The 19,865-nt window shown below is 70.3% G+C and carries 18 protein-coding genes and 1 riboswitch; of the genes, 9 read left to right on the top strand and 9 right to left on the bottom strand.

Going from position 1 to position 19,865, the window contains the following annotated elements:
• Positions 1–53: 53 nt before the first annotated feature.
• The 3 genes from rsgA to J7E87_RS18480 all read right to left on the bottom strand — a co-directional run bounded on the left by rsgA (position 54) and on the right by J7E87_RS18480 (position 3,232).
• Positions 54–1,067, bottom strand: a complete 1,014-nt coding sequence (rsgA, locus tag J7E87_RS18490) for a ribosome small subunit-dependent GTPase A (RefSeq protein ID WP_215095325.1) — start codon at positions 1,065–1,067, stop codon at positions 54–56.
• Between the two features lie 4 nt (positions 1,068–1,071).
• Complete coding sequence (gene aroA, locus J7E87_RS18485; protein WP_215095323.1) at positions 1,072–2,388, bottom strand: 3-phosphoshikimate 1-carboxyvinyltransferase; 1,317 nt, start codon at positions 2,386–2,388, stop codon at positions 1,072–1,074.
• Between the two features lie 127 nt (positions 2,389–2,515).
• Positions 2,516–3,232 (bottom strand): M50 family metallopeptidase, encoded by a 717-nt coding sequence (locus J7E87_RS18480; protein ID WP_215095321.1) that lies wholly within the window; start codon positions 3,230–3,232, stop codon positions 2,516–2,518.
• A 49-nt stretch (positions 3,233–3,281) separates the two neighbouring features.
• On the opposite strand from J7E87_RS18480, the gene J7E87_RS18475 reads away from it, so the two are divergent.
• The 9 genes from J7E87_RS18475 (at position 3,282) to J7E87_RS18435 (ending at position 11,842) form a co-directional block, all read left to right on the top strand.
• Positions 3,282–4,097 (top strand): SOS response-associated peptidase, encoded by an 816-nt coding sequence (locus tag J7E87_RS18475; protein ID WP_215095320.1) that lies wholly within the window; start codon positions 3,282–3,284, stop codon positions 4,095–4,097.
• A gap of 314 nt (positions 4,098–4,411) precedes the next feature.
• Positions 4,412–5,047, top strand: coding sequence for an alpha/beta family hydrolase (locus J7E87_RS18470; protein WP_215095317.1), 636 nt, complete (start codon positions 4,412–4,414; stop codon positions 5,045–5,047).
• Positions 5,048–5,284: 237 nt separating this feature from the next.
• Positions 5,285–5,950 carry a sigma-70 family RNA polymerase sigma factor gene (locus J7E87_RS18465; RefSeq protein ID WP_215095315.1) on the top strand — a complete coding sequence of 222 codons (666 nt, stop codon included), beginning with the start codon at positions 5,285–5,287 and terminating at the stop codon, positions 5,948–5,950.
• On the top strand, positions 5,947–6,270 hold the full coding sequence (rsrA, locus tag J7E87_RS18460; RefSeq protein ID WP_215095314.1) for a mycothiol system anti-sigma-R factor: 324 nt from the start codon (positions 5,947–5,949) through the stop codon (positions 6,268–6,270). The genes J7E87_RS18465 and rsrA overlap by 4 nt, the downstream gene beginning before the upstream one ends.
• Positions 6,271–6,475: 205 nt before the next feature.
• A complete protein-coding gene (locus J7E87_RS18455) occupies positions 6,476–7,879 on the top strand; it encodes an HD-GYP domain-containing protein (RefSeq protein WP_374195191.1) in 1,404 nt (467 codons plus the stop codon).
• The gene (locus J7E87_RS18450) at positions 7,876–9,168 is read left to right on the top strand and encodes an HD-GYP domain-containing protein (RefSeq protein ID WP_215095312.1); all 1,293 of its coding nucleotides are present in this window, start codon (positions 7,876–7,878) and stop codon (positions 9,166–9,168) included. Before J7E87_RS18455 ends, J7E87_RS18450 begins: the two co-directional genes overlap by 4 nt.
• A gap of 101 nt (positions 9,169–9,269) precedes the next feature.
• On the top strand, positions 9,270–10,250 hold the full coding sequence (locus J7E87_RS18445) for a hypothetical protein (RefSeq protein WP_215095311.1): 981 nt from the start codon (positions 9,270–9,272) through the stop codon (positions 10,248–10,250).
• A gap of 60 nt (positions 10,251–10,310) precedes the next feature.
• The gene (gene def / locus J7E87_RS18440; protein WP_215095310.1) at positions 10,311–10,940 is read left to right on the top strand and encodes a peptide deformylase; all 630 of its coding nucleotides are present in this window, start codon (positions 10,311–10,313) and stop codon (positions 10,938–10,940) included.
• Positions 10,941–11,104: 164 nt separating this feature from the next.
• Complete coding sequence (locus J7E87_RS18435; protein ID WP_215095309.1) at positions 11,105–11,842, top strand: D-Ala-D-Ala carboxypeptidase family metallohydrolase; 738 nt, start codon at positions 11,105–11,107, stop codon at positions 11,840–11,842.
• 131 nt (positions 11,843–11,973) lie between these two features.
• Here the strand turns inward: J7E87_RS18435 and J7E87_RS18430 are convergent, their stop codons facing one another.
• The 6 genes from J7E87_RS18430 to J7E87_RS18405 form a co-directional block, all read right to left on the bottom strand.
• Complete coding sequence (locus J7E87_RS18430; protein ID WP_215095307.1) at positions 11,974–13,020, bottom strand: ribonucleotide-diphosphate reductase subunit beta; 1,047 nt, start codon at positions 13,018–13,020, stop codon at positions 11,974–11,976.
• Positions 13,020–15,401 (bottom strand): ribonucleoside-diphosphate reductase subunit alpha, encoded by a 2,382-nt coding sequence (locus tag J7E87_RS18425; RefSeq protein ID WP_215095305.1) that lies wholly within the window; start codon positions 15,399–15,401, stop codon positions 13,020–13,022. The genes J7E87_RS18430 and J7E87_RS18425 overlap by 1 nt, the downstream gene beginning before the upstream one ends.
• 142 nt (positions 15,402–15,543) lie before the next feature.
• Positions 15,544–15,677: riboswitch (cobalamin riboswitch) on the bottom strand.
• A gap of 45 nt (positions 15,678–15,722) precedes the next feature.
• Positions 15,723–16,220 (bottom strand): GNAT family N-acetyltransferase, encoded by a 498-nt coding sequence (locus J7E87_RS18420; protein ID WP_215095303.1) that lies wholly within the window; start codon positions 16,218–16,220, stop codon positions 15,723–15,725.
• Positions 16,221–16,331: 111 nt separating this feature from the next.
• Positions 16,332–16,529, bottom strand: a complete 198-nt coding sequence (locus J7E87_RS18415) for a YbdD/YjiX family protein (protein ID WP_215095301.1) — start codon at positions 16,527–16,529, stop codon at positions 16,332–16,334.
• A 5-nt stretch (positions 16,530–16,534) separates the two neighbouring features.
• Positions 16,535–18,763, bottom strand: a complete 2,229-nt coding sequence (locus J7E87_RS18410) for a carbon starvation CstA family protein (protein ID WP_215095299.1) — start codon at positions 18,761–18,763, stop codon at positions 16,535–16,537.
• A gap of 106 nt (positions 18,764–18,869) precedes the next feature.
• Positions 18,870–19,634 carry a GntR family transcriptional regulator gene (locus tag J7E87_RS18405; protein WP_215095297.1) on the bottom strand — a complete coding sequence of 255 codons (765 nt, stop codon included), beginning with the start codon at positions 19,632–19,634 and terminating at the stop codon, positions 18,870–18,872.
• Between the last annotated feature and the right edge of the window lie 231 nt (positions 19,635–19,865).

Raw genomic sequence — 19,865 nt, 5'->3', positions numbered from 1 at the left:
CACTTGGTGCGATTATGCACTTACCAAGAGCGGGGGCCCGCAAACGTGCGGGATCAGTCCCCTTCGCGTCGCTCCCGGGTGGAGAGCAGTCGCCGCAGTGAGTACAGCCGCGCCGGATCCGCATGCCCCCCGGCCACCCAGTCGTCGAGCGCGCAGTCCGGCTCGTCGTGGCTGCATGCCCGTGGACAGCCTTCCGTACCCGGTACGAGATCGGGGAAAGCGAGGATCACCCGGGACGGGTTGACATGGTGCAGCCCGAAGGAGCGCACGCCAGGGGTGTCGATCACCCAGCCGCCCTCCTCGGCCGCCAGCGGGAGCGCGAGGGCCGATGTGGTGGTGTGCCGGCCGCGGCCGGTGACCGCGTTGACCACGCCGGTGGAGCGTCGGCGGTTCTTCGGTACGAGGGCGTTGACCAGGGTTGTCTTGCCGACGCCGGAGTGGCCGACGAACACGGTGGTCCGGCCCTTGAGGTGCTCATGGACCCGCTCGGCGGCGACGCCGTCCACGAACTCGTCGCGGGTGGTGACGATATGGGGGATACCCAGCGCGCCGTACTTCTCCAGCAGCTCGTCGGGCGAGGCCAGATCCGATTTGGTCAGTACGAGGAGTGGCGTGAGTCCGCCGTCGTACGCCGCGACGATGCAGCGGTCGATCAGGCGCGGGCGGGGTTCGGGGTCGGCGAGCGCCGTGACGATCGCCAGCTGGTCGGCGTTGGCGACGACGACACGCTCGTAGGGATCGTCGTCGTCTGCCGTGCGCCGCAGGACGGATTTCCGCTCCTCGATGCGCACGATGCGGGCGAGGGTGTCCTTCTCGCCGGAGAGATCGCCGACGATCCCGACCCGGTCACCCACCACCGCGGCCTTGCGGCCCAGCTCGCGGGCCTTCATCGCCATGACGACGCGGTCGTCGACGAGGCAGGTGAGCCGGCCGCGGTCGACGGTCAGGACCATGCCCTCGATCGCGTCCTCGTGCTTGGGCCGGATATTGGTCCGGGGGCGGTTGCCCTTGCGGTTGGGGCGGACGCGGATGTCGTCCTCGTCGGGGTTCTTGCCGTAGCGGCGCATCTCGTCAGGCCCCGAGCATTCCGGCCCACATCCGCGGGAAGTCGGGCAGGGTCTTGGCGGTAGTCGCGACGTTCTCGATCTCCACGCCCTCGACGGCGAGGCCGATGACCGCGCCGGCCGTGGCCATCCGGTGGTCGTCGTACGTATGGAAGACGCCGCCGTGCAGCGGGCGCGGGCGGATGTGCAGGCCGTCCTCGGTCTCCGTGACATCGCCGCCGAGCTCGTTGATCTCCTTGGTCAGGGCCGCGAGGCGGTCCGTCTCATGGAGGCGCAGATGGGCGACGCCACGCAGCGTGGAGGGGGAGTCGGCGAGCGCGGCGACGGCCGCGATGCCGGGGGTCAACTCGCCGACCTCGCCGAGGTCGGTGTCGATGCCGTGGATACGGCCGGTGCCGGTGAAGGTCAGACCCGCCTCGGTCAGCTCGCAGGAGCCGCCCATTTCGGTGAAGATCCGACGCAGCGCGTCACCGGGCTGGGTGGTCCGCTCGGGCCAGTCGGGGATGGTGACCCGGCCGCCGGTGATCAGCGCGGCGGCGAGGAACGGCTGGGCGTTCGACAGGTCCGGCTCGACGGTCAGATCGCGGCCGAGCAGCGCGGACGGGGAGACCCGCCAGACATTGGGCTCGCCGCCGGTCTCCGGCTCGTCGACCTGGGCGCCGACGGCGCGCAGCATGTCGACGGTCATCCGGATGTGCGGCATGGACGGCAGGGTGCCGCCGATGTGCCGTACCTCCACGCCCTGGTTGAAGCGCGGGGCGGACAGCAGCAGGGCGGAGACGAACTGCGAGGACGAGGACGCGTCGATGCTGACCGACCCGCCGTCGAGCGCGCCGCTGCCGTGCACGGTCATCGGGAGGGAGCCGCGGCCGTCGTCGTCGATACGGGCGCCGAGGACGCGCAGGGCGTCGATCACGCCGTTCAGGGGGCGTTCGTAGGAGCGGGGGTCGCCGTCGAAGCGGACCGCGCCGTCGGCGAGGGCGGCGACCGGGGGCAGAAAGCGCATGACGGTGCCTGCGTTGCCGACGTCGACCGAGGCCGGGCCGTGCAGGCCGGCCGGGATCACCCGCCAGGTCTCGCCCTCGCCGTCGGCGCCCACGCCCTCCTCGATGCCGACACCGAGGGCGCGCAGCGCCTCCGCCATCAGGAAGCTGTCGCGGGAACGCAGCGGGCGGCGCAGCCAGCCCGGCTCGGCGGCGAGTGCGGCCAGCACCAAGGCGCGGTTGGTGACCGATTTGGATCCGGGCACGGTGACCGTCGCTTCGACGGCCCCGGTCGCGTAGAGGGCGGGCCAGAGGGCGGGGTGGACGGAGCTTTCGGTCATGGCCATCACTTTAGTGGCTCGGCGGAGACCCCGATCTTGATCAAATACGCCGAAATGGGGGCGTAACCGAGGAGTGATAGAGGGCTGCGCGGGGTTGTGCGGGGCTGTGCGGCTCTCCGGACACCGGTCAGAGGCCCAGCAGCCAGCGGCCGCCGCCGATCAGGGAGCACAACGACACCGCGTGGAAGAGGAACAGCCACATCGCGGGGGGTACGTGCGTCAGCCGGGAGAGCTGATCGGCGTCCGAGTCGGGGGCCCCGCCGTGGCGGCGCTTGGACTGCAGCTCGAAGGCCGGTCGTACGCCGCCGAGCAGCAGGAACCAGACGGCGGCGTAGGCGAAGGCGGCCTGTACGCCGGGTTCTGTCAGCCAGGAGACCAGGAGGAAGGCGGCGCCGGTGACGATTACGGTGAGCGCGCCGTACGCATTGCGGATCATCACCAGCATCGCGAGGAGCAGGGCGGTGGTCAGCCACAGGAGCAGGGTGATGTGGTGCGCGGCGAGCAGCCAGGCCCCGCCGAGGCCGAGCAGGGGCGGCGCTGTGTAGCCGGCCGCGGCGGTCAGGATCATGCCGAGGCCGGTCGGCTTGCCGGCGCTGACGGTGAGGCCGCTGGTGTCCGAGTGCAGCCGGATGCCGTCCAGGCGGCGGCCGGTGAGCAGAGCGACGAGGCCGTGGCCGCCTTCGTGGGCGATGGTGACGGCGCTGCGTGACAGACGCCATATGGGGCGGGGGACGACGGCGGCGAGCGCGACGAGGCCGGTGGCGATGACCAGCCACTCGTCGGGGGCGGGCTGAGTGCCGAAGACGCGGTCCCACAGGTCGGCGGCGGACTGGGTGCTGGCCATTTGTCGGGCGGCTCCTCGGTCGGCGGGCGGGAGTGGCAGTGTGGCACTTATGTGCGGACGGTATGCAGCGAGTCGTAGACCCGAAGATCTCACCGGACTCTTCGAGGTCGAGAAGTGGGAGCCGGAGGAGACGCTGGCGCCCGACTGGAACGTGGCCCCCACGAAAGAGGTCTACGCGATCCTCGAACGCCCTGTGAAAGACGTGGGTGATCCCCGTCCGGTTCGCCAGCTGCGGACGCTGAAGTGGGGGCTTGTGCCGTCGTGGGCGAAGTCGCCGGAGGGCGGTGCGCGGATGATCAATGCGCGGGCGGAGACGGTGCACGAGAAGCCGTCCTTCCGCAGGCCCTTCCTGACGCGGCGCTGCATTCTGCCGGCGGACGGCTATTACGAGTGGGTGACCGGGGCGGGGGAGCGGGAACTCGAGGCCGAGGGCAAGAGGAAGCGCCCGCGGAAGCAGCCGTACTTCGTGACGCCGGCGGACGGGTCGGTCTTCGCGATGGCGGGGGTGTACGAGTTCTGGCGCGACCGGACGCTGCCGGACGACCATCCGCAGGCGTGGTGGGCGACCTGCTCGGTGATCACGACGGAGGCGGAGAAGGGGCCGCTGGGGGTGGCGCCGGCACAGGGGCCGCGGTCGCTTTCGGACATCCACCCGCGGATGCCGCTGATGCTGACGCCCGACCGGTGGGACGCGTGGCTGGCCCCGTCGCGGAGGGATCCGGAGCAGGTACGGGCGCTGCTGGAGCCGCCGCCGGAGGGCTTGATGCGGGCGTACGCGGTGACGACGGCGGTGAGCAATGTGCGGAACAACGGGCCGGAGCTGCTGGAGGAGCTGTCGGCCCCGGAGGAGGGCACGCTGTTCTGACCGGGGGTTTTCCCCAGCCCGCCCCTTCCCGAACTGGGGGCGGGCCCCACTCCGGGGGTCGCGGCGGCTTCGCGTTCGCGTGCGGTGCGAGTGGGTGGCTTCGCGCCCGTGCGGTCCCGAGAGCGGTCCGTCCAGGGGAGCACGCGCACAATCACCGCCGGGTCGGCGGCTTCCCGGCGCCGGGCGGCTCCGGGGGCGGCCCTGAGGCCGGCGCTCCACCCCAGTGGGCGGTTTCGCCGCGCGCGCACTCCCCGGTGCGCCGCCTCGCGGTCCGGGTCCGAGCCTGTCCCGCTCCGGCGCGGCAGGATGGACGTGTGAGTGGCACTGAGATCGTAGAGACCGGCGCCGGTGACGCCCGCGTCACCTGGGTGTCCGCCAGGCGGGCTCGGCTGGTGGTGGCCGTCAGTCATGGGGCCGGGGGCGGGATCGAGGCGCGGGATGTGCAGGCCATTGCCCGGGCGCTGCCCGCGGACGGGGTCACCGTGGCGCTTGTCGAGCAGCCGTGGCGGGTGGCCGGAAAGAAGGTGGCTCCCGCGCCGAAGACGCTGGATGCCGGGTGGCGCGGGGTCTGGCCCGTGCTTGAGAAGCGCGGGCTGCCCGTCGTCGCCGGAGGCCGCAGTGCCGGGGCCCGGGTCGCCTGCCGGACCGCGCGGGAGCTCGGGGCCGTCGGCGTGCTCGCGTTGAGCTTCCCGTTGCATCCGCCCGGCAGGCCGGAGAAGTCCCGCGCGGACGAGCTGCTCGGCGCGGGCGTGCCCACCCTCGTCGTACAAGGGGGCAATGATCCCTTCGGACGCCCGGAGGAGTTCCCCGAGGGGGACCACGAACTCGTGGCGGTGCCGTACGGCGATCATGGTTTTGCCGTGCCCAAACGCGCCGGGATCAGCGAGGAGGAGACCCTGCGGACCATCACCGACGCCGTCCGGACCTGGGTCGGCGGACTGCGGGAATGATGCGCGTGCGCGCACTGTTATGGCGGTTGTCGAAATGTTGGTCAAGACAGCTTGCAGTAGGGAGTCCGTCGCATGGGTTCGACCATCTGCCCGAGCCGCTCGCACGCCGCTGACCTGGAGTGGACGGTGCTTTCCGCGGCCAGGACCGCCCCTGCTCGGGCGGCGGGCGGAGGGGATCGTCGTCTATCCTCCGATTCGAGCGGGTCGGCATTCGGCCTCGCCACAGCGTTGGAGGAGGTGGGTCCGGTCACTGGGACCGACGCAGGGACCGACGACGGCCAGGCGGAGCAGTCCGAGGAGACGACCGTCGAGCGCAATGCCCGTTTCGAGCGGGACGCCCTCGGCTACCTGGACCAGATGTATTCGGCTGCGCTGCGCATGACGCGCAACCCGGCCGATGCCGAGGATCTCGTGCAGGAGATGTACGCCAAGGCGTACGGATCCTTCCACCAGTTCCGCGAGGGCACCAACCTCAAGGCGTGGCTGTACCGGATCCTCACGAACACTTTTATCAACTCGTACCGCAAGAAGCAGCGCGAGCCCCAGCGCAGCGCAGCCGAGGACATCGAGGACTGGCAGCTCGCCCGCGCCGAGTCGCACATGTCGACCGGGCTGCGCTCCGCCGAGTCGCAGGCCCTGGACCACCTGCCGGACTCGGACGTGAAGGCAGCACTGCAGGCGATTCCGGAGGAGTTCCGCATCGCGGTATATCTCGCGGACGTAGAGGGCTTTGCGTACAAGGAGATCGCGGACATCATGGGAACACCCATCGGGACGGTCATGTCCCGTCTGCACCGCGGCCGCCGTCAACTGCGCGGCATGCTGGAGGACTACGCCCGTGAGCGCGGACTCGTCCCGGCCGGTGCGGGGGAGTCGAACGACGCGAAAGGCTCGGGCTCATGAGCTGCGGAGAGCCGCACGAGACGGATTGCTCAGAGGTCCTGGACCATCTCTACGAGTTTCTCGACCGTGAGATGCCCGACGCCGACTGCACCAAGTTCGAAGTGCACTTCGAGGAGTGCTCGCCGTGCCTGGAGAAGTACGGTCTTGAGCAGGCTGTGAAGAAGCTGGTCAAGCGTTGCTGCGGCCATGATGACGTGCCCAGCGATCTGCGGGCCAAGGTCATGGGTCGCATCGACCTGATCCGGTCCGGTCAGGCTGTGCCCGACCACGACGTGACCGTCGCCGGCGCGGACCTGCCGGGCGTCGCCGCCCAGGAGTAGGCACCGGCACAGTACGTACCTGACGTACCCGAAAGGTGCGCCGCGATTGTCGCGGCGCGCCTTTTGCGCGTGCCCACTTCACATATGCCCGTTTTCTGTACCCGGGTCTGTCACCCGTAGGTGCGAAAAGCCGACTACTCGCCGCCACGTCACCCCCAACTCGCTAGCCTGGCGCTCCATTTGTGAGAGGGCGGGGAGGGGGGCAGTGATGGCCATACCGGCGGCGGCACGCGCTTACATTTGTGGCGCGGTGCTGTGCGCCGCGGTATGCGCACTGCCCGCGGTGCGGCACGCGGCCGAGGTCCCCTGGACCGCCGTGCTGCTGCTCGCCGGGCTGTACGCCGCGTGCGAGATGCCGGCCCGCTGCCGCTACCTCGGTAACTCCGTGCCGGTGGGCGCCGGATCCTTCTTCCCCGTACTGCTCGCCGGGGCGTTTGTACTGCCACCCGCCGCGGCCACGCTCGTCGCCCTCCCCGGCGCGCTGCTGGGCCGGGTCGACCAGCCGCCCGCGGGCATACGCCGGATCTGGCGGGCGGCGCAGCTCGCGCTCGCGACATGGGGAGCGGCGCAAACGTATCTGCTGCTCGCCGGGGAGCGCACGCTGCGGGCGCCGGACTTCCCGTACGCGCTGCTGCCCGCGGCGGCGGGGGCACTCGTCTTCTGTCTGGTGCTGACCGCGCTGGACGGCGGCATCCTCGCCACCGCGGAACAGCTGCCCGTACGGACCGCCTGGCGCGGGCTGCTGCTGCGGTCGTTGGCGCCGCACTGTGTGCACGGCCTCGCGGGGCTGATGATGGCGGTGCTGTGGCGCAGTCCGTACGGACCGCTGTCCGCGCTCCTCGTACTGCTGCCGATGTACATCTCCTGCTGGATCTTCGCGCAGTACCACCGGGAGCGTGCCGCGCACCAGGCGACGATCCGGGCGCTGGTGCAGGCCGTCGACATCAAGGACAAGTACACCCGGGGGCACAGCGAGCGGGTCGGCCGCGCCTCCGTGCTGATCGCGCGCGAACTGAGCATGGACGAGGGGCGGCTCGAGCTGCTCCGGTTCGCCGGGATCCTGCATGACGTGGGGAAGCTCGGAGTGCCGACGCGGGTGCTGCGCAAGGACGGTCCGCTGACGCCTCAGGAGCGGCGGGTGATCGAGCTGCACCCGGAGTACGGGCACGACATGGTGCGCGGCATCGGATTCCTGGGGGAGGCGAGGGCGGCGATCCTGCACCACCACGAGCGGCTGGACGGGAGCGGCTATCCGTACGGCCTCGTGGGGCGCCAGATCCCGGAGTTCGCGCGGGTCGTCGCGGTGGCGGACGCGTTCGACGCCATGACGTCGACCAGGTCGTACCGGCGGGCAAGGCCGGTGGCGGCGGCGCTGGAGGAGCTGAAGCGGTGCGCGGGGAGCCAGTTCGATCCACAGATGGTGCGGGCGCTGGTGAGGGCGCTGGAGCGGCACGGATGGGAGACGGCGGTGACGTCGGACGAGGCGGGCGCGGGAGCCGGATCCGGGGCCGCGGGCCGGGGCGTAAGCGGAAACGTCCCTCCGCAGCCGGGGCAGGCACGCGTGACGGTGCCGAGGCGTGACACGGGTACCCCGGGCGGACGGGGGTGACCCGCTCGCCCGGGACCCTCGGCCGACTCGTCCGCGCAGCCGCCGCGCTGCTCACCGGCAGTGCGCTGGCGGGGACTCTGTGGCAGGGCGTGGACCAGCCGTGGAACGCGCTTGCCTTCGGGGCGTTCATCGCCGTCGGGGAGCTCGCCCGGTGGGGGGCCCAGCCCGGGGAGAGGGAGCCGGCGCCGCTGGGGGCCGCGGGTGCGCTGGCATACGCGCTCCTCGGAGAGTGCGCCGGGCGGCCCACCACGCACGGGGTGCTGCAGGTCGTCGCCGTCGTCGTCGCGGCCGCGCTCGCCGGGGCTGTACCGCATGTGGCGCGCGGGAGCGGGCCCGCGCTCGACCATGTGGCACGGCGGGTGCTGACCGTCGGGTTCGCCGCCGTGTGCTTCCAGCCGCTGTACAACTCCGGTGAGCTGAAGCGCTGGGTCGGCCATGGCGCGTACTACGCGCTCTTTCTTCTCCTGGTGCTCGTGCTCACCGCCCTGTGCGACGCCGTTCTCGGCGCCGCGATGCTCCACGCCCGCACCCTCCCCCATGGCGCCAAGCGCATGGGAGGTACCCCTGTTCCGTACGGCCCCCTCCTTCGCGACGAGATCGGCGCCCTGCTCGGCATAGGCTCCGCGGTCTGCGCCACCGGAGCCGTGATGGCCCTCGCCGTAGCCGTCGCCGGACTCTGGGCGCTGCCCGTGTTCTGTGTGCCCCTCCTCCTCGCCCAGCTCTCCTTCCGGCGCTACGCGGCGGTCAGGACCACCTACCGGCAGACCATCGCGTCCCTGGCCCGCGCCACCGAGATCGCCGGATACACGCAGCCGGGCCACGCCCGCAGAGTCGCCGCGCTCAGCACCGCCGTCGGGCGGGAGCTCGGGCTCTCCGGGCCCGATCTGACCGTCCTGGAGTACGCGGCGCTGATGCACGACATCGGGCAGCTCTCGCTCGTCGATCCCGTACCGGAGGGGGCCACCGCCACCCTGCCCGCCGCCGAGCAGCGGCGGATAGCGCTGCTCGGCGGGGCGGTCGTCCGGCAGACCGGCGTCCCCGCGGCCGTCGCCGTCGTAGTGGAGATGCAGGCCGACCCGTACCGCGAACAGCCACTGCCCGCCCGGATCGTCCGGGCCGTCAACGCATACGACGATCTGGCCGGGGGAAGCGGAGGAACAGCGGGCGGGGCGCTGAGCGCACTCGAGCGGCTGCGGCTCGGCACCGGGCGCGACTACCAGCCCGAGGTGGTCGAATCCCTCGCCAGAGTCCTCGCACGAGGCGGTCTGACCCCAGTCCCACCTGGGTAACCCATGGGTAATGAGCGAGCCTCCGACTAGGCATGGTTGGATGCGAAAGAAGGCACAAGCACGTCCGGGACAGTGACCCGAGCGACCGGCAGGCGGGAATCGTGAGGATCTTCGGGAAGGTACGGCATCGGCCCTCCGCCTCTTGGCGGCAGGCCACCGACCGCGCGTTCACGCTGATCGGCGACGGCCGGTACGAGGACGCGGGCGCGCTGCTGACACGGGCGGCGGACCTCGAGCCCTGGCTCTCCGAGTCCTGGTTCAACCTGGCGCTGCTGCACAAGTTCCGCCACGACTGGGAGCAGGCGCGCGCCGCCGGCCTGCGGGCCGTCGCGCTGCTGGACAAGGAGACCGGCGCCCCCGACTGGTGGAACGTCGGTATCGCCGCCACCGCCCTGCAGGACTGGCCGCTGGCCCGCCGCTCCTGGCAGGCGTACGGCCTGAAGGTGCCGGGCGCGGCCGCCGCCAACGGCGAGCCGGTCGGCATGGACCTGGGCAGCGCGGCCGTCCGTCTGTCGCCCGAGGGCGAGGCCGAGGTGGTGTGGGGCCGCAGGCTCGATCCGGCCCGGATAGAAGTGCTCTCCATCCCGCTGCCGTCCTCAGGGCGCCGCTGGGGCGAGGTCGTCCTGCACGACGGCGTGCCCCATGGGGAGCGGATCACCTCCGCGGGACCTTCCTACCCCGTCTTCGACGAGATCGAGCTCTGGGCGCCCTCGCCCGTACCCACCTGGGTCGTGCTGCTGGAAGCCGCGACCGAGGCCGACCGGGACGCCCTGGAGCAGCTTGCCTCGGACGCCGGATTCGCCGCCGAGGACTGGTCCTCGTCGGTGCGGCTGCTGTGCCGGTCCTGTTCCGAGAGCCGGATGCCGAGTGCCGAGGGCGAGGGTGAGCACCTCGACCCGCACGACCACAGCGAGCCGGGCCACCCGGGGCCGCTCGGCCACCGCACGGCGGGCGACTTGTGGTCGCCGGAGCGCGAGTGCGGCATCGCGGCGCCCGACGGGCTTGTCCGGGGGCTGCTGGACAGCTGGGTCGCCGACAGCCCGGAGTCCCGTGAGTGGCGGGATCTCGAGGAAGTCTGCTGATCCCTGGCCGTAGGCTGTACGGGATCGGATTCGGGTTTTCAGGAAGGCGCAGTAGCGGACATGGCGCAGCAGCAGACGGACGAGCAGGTGAACGACGGCTTCGTCGTCGACACGGAGGACTGCGAGGAGCGTGAGCTGGCGCACCGCGAGCGCGGTACGGCACGGCCGATCACGGTCGTCGGCAACCCGGTGCTCCACAAGGAGTGCAGGGACGTCACTGAGTTCGACGACAAGCTCGTGGCGCTGATCGACGACATGTTCGCCAGCCAGAAGGCGGCCGAGGGCGTGGGCCTGGCCGCCAACCAGATCGGCGTGGACCTCAAGGTCTTCGTGTACGACTGCCCGGACGACGATGGTGTTCGTCACACCGGTGCCGTCTGCAACCCGGTCCTGGAGGAGCTGGCGCCCGAGCTGCGCGTCCTCGACGACTCCAATGAGGGCTGCCTCTCGGTGCCGACGGCGTACGCCTCGCTGCCCCGCCCCGACTACGCGGTGGTGCGCGGGCAGGACGCGGAGGGCAGGCCGATCCGGGTGCGCGGCACGGGGTACTTCGCCCGCTGCCTGCAGCACGAGACGGACCATCTGTACGGCTACCTCTACATCGACCGGCTCTCCAAGCGGGACCGCAAGGACGCGCTGCGGCAGATGGAAGAGGGCACGCCGCGCTACGAGACCGTGCCGAACGCCTGAGTTCTCAATTCCGAGTCTGCCGAGGGGTCCGCTCACGCCGAGCGGGCCCTTCGACGTGCTTGCCGCCATTGGGCGGACAAATGACGCCGCAGGAGACCCTGTTGACGCGCGTCGACCGTCCCGCCAGTCTCTGCCGTACACCGCTGTCACGGTATGGAGGCCCGATGTTCCGGCGTACCGCACGACTTCTGTTATCCCTTGTCATGCTTACGGTCGCAGCCTTGGCCGGCGTCGTCGCGACGGCCGGCACCGCCCAGGCGGACGGCTGCTACACCTGGTCGCGCACGCTCTCCCAGGGTGCGTCGGGTGCCGATGTCACCCAGCTGCAGATCCGGGTCGCCGGATATCCCGGTTACGGCGGGGTGCTCGCTATTGACGGCGACTACGGCCCGGCGACCACCGCGGCGGTCAAGCGGTTCCAGTCGGCCTACGGGATCGGCGCCGACGGAGTCGCGGGGACCGCCACGTTCTCCAAGCTCTACGCCCTCCAGGACGACGACTGCACGCCCGTCCACTTCAGCTACGGCGAGCTCAACGACTGCAACACCACCTGGGCCGGCGGTGCGGTGAGCGCCGCGACCGCCAAGTCCAACGCGCTGCGCACCATGTGGAAGCTGGAGGCCATGCGGCATGCGCTGGGCGATCAGCCCATCACGGTGACCAGCGGCTTCCGCTCGCAGGCATGCAACGACGCGGTCGGGGGCGCGGCGGGCAGCCGGCATCTGTACGGTGACGCGGCGGATCTGGGCGCCGGCCCGCACTCCCTGTGCAAGCTGGCGCAGCAGGCCCGCAACCACGGGTTCAACGGGATCCTGGGCCCCGGCTACCCGGGCCACAGTGACCACACGCACGTCGACCACCGCGCCAGTCGCTTCTGGTCGGCGTCCAGCTGCGGCATCTGAGGGCTCGGCTCAGGCGGCCGTACCGGGGGCGGCCGGCCCGCGGAGGGTCTTGCGGCAGGCGTTGGGCCCCGAGCGTCCGAAACGGCCGGGCGGACACGCGAAGGCGCCCGCCCGGCCGTGCGTCAGCAGAATCAGAAGTCGTCGTCGAAGCCGACCGAGCCCTCAACCGCCACCTGATAGGCGGAGGGACGGCGCTCGAAGAAGTTCGTCAGCTCCTGGACGCCCTGCAGCTCCATGAAGGAGAACGGATTCTCCGAGCCGTACACCGGGGCGAAGCCCAGCCGGGTCAGCCGCTGGTCGGCGACGCACTGCAGGTACTCGCGCATCGACTCGGTGTTCATGCCCGGCAGACCGTCGCCGCACAGATCACGGCCGAACTGCAGCTCCGCCTCGACTGCCTCCTTCAGCATGTCCGTCACCTGCTGCTCGAGTGCGTCGTCGAAGAGGTCGGGCTCCTCCTTGCGGACCGTGTCCACGACCTCGAAGGCGAAGTTCATGTGCATGGTCTCGTCCCGGAACACCCAGTTGGTGCCGGTGGCCAGGCCGTGCAGCAGGCCGCGGGAGCGGAACCAGTACACGTACGCGAACGCGCCGTAGAAGAACAACCCCTCGATGCAGGCCGCGAAGCAGATCAGATTCAGCAGAAAGCGCCGGCGGTCGGCCTTCGACTCCAGCCGGTCGATCTTCTCGCCCCCTTCCCCTTCGAGGGCGGCCATCCACTTGAAGCAGAACTGGGCCTTCTCCCGGATCGACGGGATCTCCTCGACCGCGTCGAAGGCGGCCGCGCGGTCGTCCGGGTCGGGGAGGTAGGTGTCCAGCAGCGTCAGATAGAACTGGACGTGCACAGCCTCCTCGAAGAGCTGGCGGCTCAGGTACAGCCGCGCCTCGGGGGAGTTGATGTGCTTGTAGAGGGTGAGCACCAGGTTGTTGGAGACGATCGAGTCGCCCGTCGCGAAGAACGCGACCAGCCGGCCGATCATGTGCTGCTCGCCCGGCGTGAGCTTTGCGAGGTCGGACACGTCGGAGTGGAGGTCGACCTCCTCGACGGTCCAGGTGTTCTTGATCGCGTCGCGGTAGCGCTCGTAGAAGTCCGGGTAGCGCATCGGACGCAGGGTCAGCTCGAAGCCCGGGTCCAGCAGGTTTCTGGCAGGGACAGACTTGTTCTCGGTCGAGCTCATTACTGACAGGCCTCGCAGGACTCGGGGTTTTCCAGGGAGCAGGCGATCGCGTCGGCGTCGGGCGCGGAGGCCTGCTGCACGGGGATGGTGGCCGCGGCGGGCGCGGTTGCGGATGCCGCGCGGGCGATCCGCGTCGCGGGACGGGAGCGCAGGTAGTACGTCGTCTTCAGGCCCTGCTTCCAGGCATACGCGTACATCGAGCTGAGCTTCCCGATGGTCGGCGTCTCAAGGAACAGGTTCAGCGACTGCGACTGGTCCAGGAACGGTGTGCGGGCGGCGGCCATGTCGATCAGGCCGCGCTGCGGGAGCTCCCACGCCGTGCGGTACAGCGCGCGGACGTCGGCCGGGATCCAGCTGAAGCCCTGCACCGAGCCACTGGACTCGCGCAGCGCCTCACGGGTCTGCGCGTCCCACACGCCCAGCTTCTTCAGCTCCTGGACCAGGTAGGCGTTGACCTGGAGGAACTCACCGCTCAGCGTCTCGCGCTTGAAGAGGTTGGAGACCTGCGGCTCGATGCACTCGTACACCCCCGCGATGGAGGCGATGGTCGCGGTCGGCGCGATGGCGAGGAGGAGGGAGTTGCGCATGCCGCTCTCGGCGACGCGGGTGCGTAGCGCGTCCCAGCGCTCCGGCCAGTTGAGCGCGACATCATAGTGGTCGGGGTGCAGTACGCCACGGGCCGCGCGGGTCTGGGACCAGGCGGGCAGCGGGCCGTTGCGCTCGGCAAGGGCGCAGGACGCCTCGTAGGCGGCGAGCATGATCCGCTCGGCGATCTTCGTGGAGAGCGCCGTCGCCTCGGGCGAGTCGAAGGGGAGGCGGAGCTTGAAGAAGACGTCCTGCAGGCCCATCGCGCCCAGGCCCACCGGACGCCACTTGGCATTGGAGCGGCCCGCCTGCTCGGTCGGGTAGAAGTTGATGTCGACGACCCGGTCGAGGAAGGTCACGGCGGTACGGACGGTCTCGTCCAGCCGCTCCCAGTCGATGACTCCCGACGCGAGCACGAACGAGCCGAGGTTGACCGAGCCGAGGTTGCAGACGGCGGTCTCCCCGTCGTCCGTCACCTCCAGGATTTCGGTGCACAGGTTCGATGAGTGGACCACCTTGCCCGGCTCCGCGGTCTGGTTGGCCGTGCGGTTGGAGGCGTCCTTGAAGGTCATCCATCCGTTGCCGGTCTGGGCGAGCGTACGCATCATCCGGCCGTACAACTCCCGTGCGGGGATGGTCTTTCGCGCGAGTCCTTCGGCCTCCGCCCCGCGGTACGCCGCGTCGAACTCGTCGCCCCACAGGTCCACCAGGCCCGGCACATCGGCGGGTGAGAACAGCGACCAGTCGGCGTCGGCCTCGACGCGGCGCATGAACTCGTCCGGGATCCAGTGCGCGAGGTTGAGGTTGTGCGTACGGCGGGCGTCCTCACCGGTGTTGTCGCGCAGCTCCAGGAACTCCTCGATGTCCGCGTGCCAGGTCTCCAGGTAGATCGCGGCGGCGCCCTTGCGCCGGCCGCCCTGGTTCACGGCGGCGACCGAGGCGTCGAGGGTCTTGAGGAACGGCACGATGCCGTTGGAGTGGCCGTTGGTGCCGCGGATCAGTGAACCGCGGGCGCGGATGCGGGAGTACGAGAGGCCGATGCCGCCCGCGTGCTTGGACAGGCGCGCGACCTGGTGGTAGCGGCTGTAGATCGAGTCGAGCTCGTCCAGCGGGGAGTCCAGCAGATAGCAGGAGGACATCTGCGGGTGGCGGGTGCCGGAGTTGAAGAGCGTGGGCGAGGAGGGGAGGTAGTCGAGGCGGCTCATCAGCCCGTACAGCGCGGCGACTTCGTCCACGGCGCCGGCGGAGATGTCTTCCGCCAGTCCGGAGGCGACACGCAGCATGAAGTGCTGTGGGGTCTCGATCACCTGGCGGGTGATGGGGTGCCGGAGCAGATAGCGGCTGTAGAGGGTGCGCAGCCCGAAGTAGCCGAAGCGGTCGTCCGCGTCCTGGTCGATCAGCGCGTCGAGACGGGCGGCGTGCAGCGTGACGAACTCGGCCGTGCGGTCGGCGATCAGGCCCTCGCGGTGGCCGACCGCGACCGACGCGGAGAAGGACACCGCGCCCTGTCCGGCAGCCTCGTCCGCGATGTGACGGGTCAGCAGGCGGGCGGCGAGCCGGGAGTAGGCCGGGTCCTCGGAGATCAGCCCCGCGGCGGCGTCGGTGGCGAGGCCGCGCAACTCGGCAGCGTCCGACCGGGCGTTGCGCCCGCGCAGCGCGGCGGAGGCGACGCGTCCCGGGTCGGTGTCCGGCAGATCGGCCGTGAGATCGGTCAGGGTCCGCAGAAGCGCGGCCCCGGGGCCGTCGGCAGCCTGCTCGATGATGCCTGAAGCCGGATCGGCTGGCGCGATGGTCACGTGGTGCTCTCCCTCGCTCGGCTCTGGGCCGGCGGGGGAGGGGGAGGGCCGCGGGGGCGTACGTACCCGGAAAAAGGCAGCACACCGCACGGCGTCCACCGACCCAACCGCGAGGCCCGGACGTCTCGGCACCCGGTTCGGTCGAGCCGGATGCGCCGTCGGCAGGTCTCCGGACTGGTGGGGTACGACAAAGCACACCACAGCACACCGTTGCGGGACAGTTCCGGATTCGCACCGGATTCCCCTGCGGCGACAGCGAGCATGAGCATACATGTGGGGGCCGCTGGATGCGTCACCCCCCACATGTTGTGTCCTGGCGGGCTACAGCTCCAACGCGTAAGTCAACAGGGAGAGTCCCGGGACGGGCTCCCAGTCCCGGTCGGGCGTACGAACGAAGCCCATCCGCTCGTATATCCGGTGGGCGGCGAGCATGCTGCTCTGCGTCGACAGCAGCAGACGTTCCACGCCGTCGATGGCCCGTGCCCGCTCGACGCAGGCCCGTACGAGCGCCTCACCCGCACCGCGCCCCCGCCCCTCCCGGGCGACCGCCAGCATCCGGAACTCGGCCTCGCCCCCGCGCGCGATGTCGGCCCAGACACTGCCCGGAGCGGCGAAGGTCACACCGCCGAGCAACTCCCCCTCGTCCACAGCGACGAGCACTTCCGCGCCGGCGGCCCGGCGCTCCACGGCCCGCAGTTCGTGGAGGTACGCGTCGTCCTCGCCGAAGTCCAGCAGCCCGTCGTCGAGATAGGCCCGTGCCGTGATCTCGCCGAGACGCTCGTACTCCTCGGGCCTGGCCTCCCTGATCGTGATGTCCATGCTCCGAAGTGTGCACCAGGGGTACGACAACGGGCCGCCGTATTTCCGTCCCCGGAAATGCGGCGGCCCGTCGTACCTTCACCGGCTCAGCTGCAGCCGTACTTCACGGGCTCAGCAGCAGCGGAACCCTTCGCGCGGATCCGCTTCCCGTGCGTCCGTGCGCTTGCGCTCGAACTCCCGCCGGGTCATGACCTCGGCGGCCGGGTCGCAGGATCTGGCGTGCGCGACGTACTTGTCGTAGACGCTCTCGCCCGACACCTCGCGTACGTACCAGCGGATCCAGTCCGCCGCCCGCCGGGCTCTCGTCACCGGGCTCACGGCGAGCCGGTCCCGGCCGGCACGCCGTCCTCGGCGCGGCCGTCCTTACGGATGCCGCCCTCGGGGCCGACCCCCGCGGCCAGGAGCTCGGCCTTCTCCTCCGCCGTGGGGAACAGACCGGCCGGTGCCACCAACTTCGACTCGGTGAACGGGACCTCGGACAGTTTGACGCTCGCGGGGTCCCTGACGGCCTTGACGCAGACCCGTGCCGCGTCCGCGATCACCACGATGATGAGGAGGGCGAAGAGGGCGCAGAGCACGCCGTCGACCGTGGAGTTGGTGACGACGGTGTGCATGTCGTCCATGGTCTTGGCGGGCGGCAGCACCTCGCCGGAATCGATGCCCGCCTGGTACTTGTCCCGCTGGGAGAAGAAGCCCACCCGCGGGTCGGCCGAGAATATCTTCTGCCAGCTCGCGGTGAGCGTGACGGCGGCGTCCCAGGCCAGCGGGACGGCGGTGATCCAGGCCCACTTGAGGCGGCCGGACTTGACCAGCAGTGTGGTGCAGACGGCCAGCGCCACGGCGGCCAGCAGCTGGTTGGCGATGCCGAACAGCGGGAAGAGCTGGTTGATGCCGCCCAGGGGGTCGTGCACGCCGACCCAGAGGAAGTAGCCCCAGCCGCCGACGACGACCGCGCTGGCGATCCAGACGCCCGGCTTCCAGCTGACCTGGCGGAAGGGCTTGTAGACGTTGCCCAGCATGTCCTGGAGCATGAAGCGGCCCACCCGGGTGCCGGCATCCACAGTGGTGAGGATGAACAGCGCCTCGAACATGATCGCGAAGTGGTACCAGAACGCCTTCATGCCGGCGCCGCCAATGACCGCGGAGAAGATGTCCGACATGCCGAGCGCGAAGGTCGGCGCACCACCGGTCCGCGACAGCAGCGAGGCCTCCTCGACGTCCGACGCGGCCTTCGCCAGCAGGTCCGGGGAGATGGCGAAGCCGAAGTTCGTCACGGCCTCGGAGGCGGACTGGACCGTTGTCCCGACCACGCCCGCGGGGGAGTTGATCGCGAAGTACAGACCGGGGTCGATGATGCAGGCCGTGATCATCGCCATGACGGCGACGAAGGACTCGGTCAGCATGGCCCCGTACCCGATCATCCGGATCTGGGTCTCCTTCTGGACCATCTTCGGGGTGGTGCCCGAGGAGACCAGGGCGTGGAAGCCGGAGAGTGCGCCGCACGCGATGGTGATGAAGACGAACGGGAACATCGAGCCGGCGAAGACCGGCCCGTCGCCGCGGCCCGCGAACTCGGTGACGGCGGGCATCTTCAGGGTCGGCAGGGCGACGAAGACGCCGATCGCGAGCAGCGCGATCGTGCCGACCTTCATGAAGGTCGAGAGATAGTCGCGCGGCGCCAGCAGCATCCACACGGGCAGTACGGAGGCGAGGAAGCCGTACACGATCATCCAGATGACCAGCGTGCCCGGCTCCAGGGTGAAGGTGTCGGCCAGCGAGGACTCGGCGATCCAGCCGCCCGCGACGATGGCGAGGAGCAGCAGTGCGACACCGATGACCGAGACCTCGGTGACCTTGCCAGGACGCAGTACCCGCAGATAGACGCCCATGAAGAGGGCGATCGGGATGGTCATGGCGATGGAGAAGACACCCCACGGGGAGTGCGCCAGGGCGTTGACGATGACCAGGGCGAGCACGGCCAGCAGGATGATCATGATGGCGAATACCGCGACCAGCGCGGCGGCTCCGCCGAAGGGGCCGATCTCGTCATGGGCCATCTGGCCGAGCGAACGGCCGTTGCGGCGGGTGGAGAAGAACAGCGTCACCATGTCCTGCACCGCGCCGGCGAAGATCACGCCCACGATGATCCAGATGGTGCCCGGCAGATAACCCATCTGCGCGGCGAGCACGGGGCCGACCAGCGGGCCCGCGCCCGCGACCGCCGCGAAGTGGTGTCCGAAGAGCACCCGGCGGTCGGTGGGATGGAAGTCGATACCGTTGTCGAGCCGCTCGGCGGGGGTGGCCCGGGCCTTGTCGACCTTCAGTACCCGGTTCGCGATGAAACGGGAGTAGAAGCGGTAGGCGATCGCATACGAGCCGAGCGCGGCCGCGAGCATCCAGGCGGCCGAGATCTCCTCGCCCCGGGAGAGCGCGAGTACGCCCCAGCCGGCCGCGGCCACGAGGGCGACGAGCGACCAGATGGCGATCGACTTCGGAGTGAGTCGTCCGAGTGGCGTGTTGGGTGGTGCTGACGGCTCTGGCATGTGCACGTCCCCTCGCTGATCACCTGTGTAATGCGCAGGAAATCTAGGCGAGTGGTCCGCGTACAGTCACCCCCCGTCCGTATATCGGTACTGCAACGTTCTGGTGTCAGCCGTTGGGCCGCTTCAGCCTCGCGACGAACTTGTACCGATCGCCCCGGTATACCGAACGCACCCACTCCACCGGCTCGCCCCGCGCGTCCAGCGAGTGGCGCGAAAGCATCAGCATCGGCAGACCCACGTCCGTCCCCAGCAGCCCGGCCTCGCGCGGGTTCGCCAGCGAGGTCTCGATCGTCTCCTCGGCCTCGGCCAGATGGACGTCGTACACCTCCGCCAGCGCGGTGTAGAGCGAGGTGTACTTGACCAGGCTGCGGCGCAGCGCCGGGAAGCGCTTCGCCGACAGATGCGTCGTCTCGATCGCCATCGGCTCACCGCTCGCCAGCCGCAGCCGCTCGATCCGCAGCACCCGTCCGCCGGTCGAGATGTCCAGCAGCCCGGCCAGCGTGTCGTCGGCCGTGACATACCCGATGTCCAGCAACTGCGACGTGGGCTCCAGGCCCTGCGCCCGCATGTCCTCGGTGTACGAGGTGAGCTGGAGGGCCTGCGAGACCTTGGGCTTGGCGACGAACGTGCCCTTGCCCTGGATGCGTTCGAGGCGGCCCTCGACGACCAGCTCCTGCAGCGCCTGGCGCACCGTCGTACGCGAGGTGTCGAACTCCGCGGCGAGCGTGCGCTCCGGCGGCACCGGCGTGCCGGGCGGCAGCGTCTCCGTCATATCGAGCAAGTGGCGCTTGAGCCGGTAGTACTTGGGCACGCGCGCGGTACGGGTCTGAGCCCCGCCCTCGGTCTCCGTGCCGCCCCCGTCCGTGGTCATGGCCCGCCTTCCCGACTCCTGTGCTGCTGCCGTCACCGGCTCCTCCGTCTGTTGCGGCTCACATGGTGGCACGGTCCGGTCACGCGTCGTCGCCCTGCCTCAGGTGTCGGTCCGATAACGGACGCGACAGCCCTTCTTATACACCCTTGACACCCCTAAAGGTCTAGGCCAAGCTCCGGGTACTGGTCTAAACCATTAAAGACCAGGTCCCAGCCCCACGGGCAGACCCTG

This window comes from Streptomyces sp. ISL-1, from assembly GCF_018614585.1.
Lineage (GTDB): Bacteria > Actinomycetota > Actinomycetes > Streptomycetales > Streptomycetaceae > Streptomyces > Streptomyces maoxianensis.
Note: the sequence above shows the minus strand (reverse complement) of the source record. Positions and strands in the feature narration are given on the sequence as shown.

Bases quoted from the DNA above. Each gene is read 5' to 3' on its own strand.
- J7E87_RS18480 (WP_215095321.1), bottom strand. From the start codon at position 3,232: ATGGCCAGCACCCAGTCCGCCGCCGACCTGTGGGACCGCGTCTTCGGC.
- J7E87_RS18410 (WP_215095299.1), bottom strand. From the start codon at position 18,763: ATGCCAGAGCCGTCAGCACCACCCAACACGCCACTCGGACGACTCACT.
- J7E87_RS18420 (WP_215095303.1), bottom strand. From the start codon at position 16,220: ATGGACATCACGATCAGGGAGGCCAGGCCCGAGGAGTACGAGCGTCTC.
- J7E87_RS18430 (WP_215095307.1), bottom strand. From the start codon at position 13,020: ATGAGCTCGACCGAGAACAAGTCTGTCCCTGCCAGAAACCTGCTGGAC.
- J7E87_RS18475 (WP_215095320.1), top strand. From the start codon at position 3,282: ATGTGCGGACGGTATGCAGCGAGTCGTAGACCCGAAGATCTCACCGGA.
- J7E87_RS18435 (WP_215095309.1), top strand. From the start codon at position 11,105: ATGTTCCGGCGTACCGCACGACTTCTGTTATCCCTTGTCATGCTTACG.
- rsrA (WP_215095314.1), top strand. From the start codon at position 5,947: ATGAGCTGCGGAGAGCCGCACGAGACGGATTGCTCAGAGGTCCTGGAC.
- def (WP_215095310.1), top strand. From the start codon at position 10,311: ATGGCGCAGCAGCAGACGGACGAGCAGGTGAACGACGGCTTCGTCGTC.
- J7E87_RS18405 (WP_215095297.1), bottom strand. From the start codon at position 19,634: ATGACCACGGACGGGGGCGGCACGGAGACCGAGGGCGGGGCTCAGACC.
- aroA (WP_215095323.1), bottom strand. From the start codon at position 2,388: ATGACCGAAAGCTCCGTCCACCCCGCCCTCTGGCCCGCCCTCTACGCG.
- rsgA (WP_215095325.1), bottom strand. From the start codon at position 1,067: ATGCGCCGCTACGGCAAGAACCCCGACGAGGACGACATCCGCGTCCGC.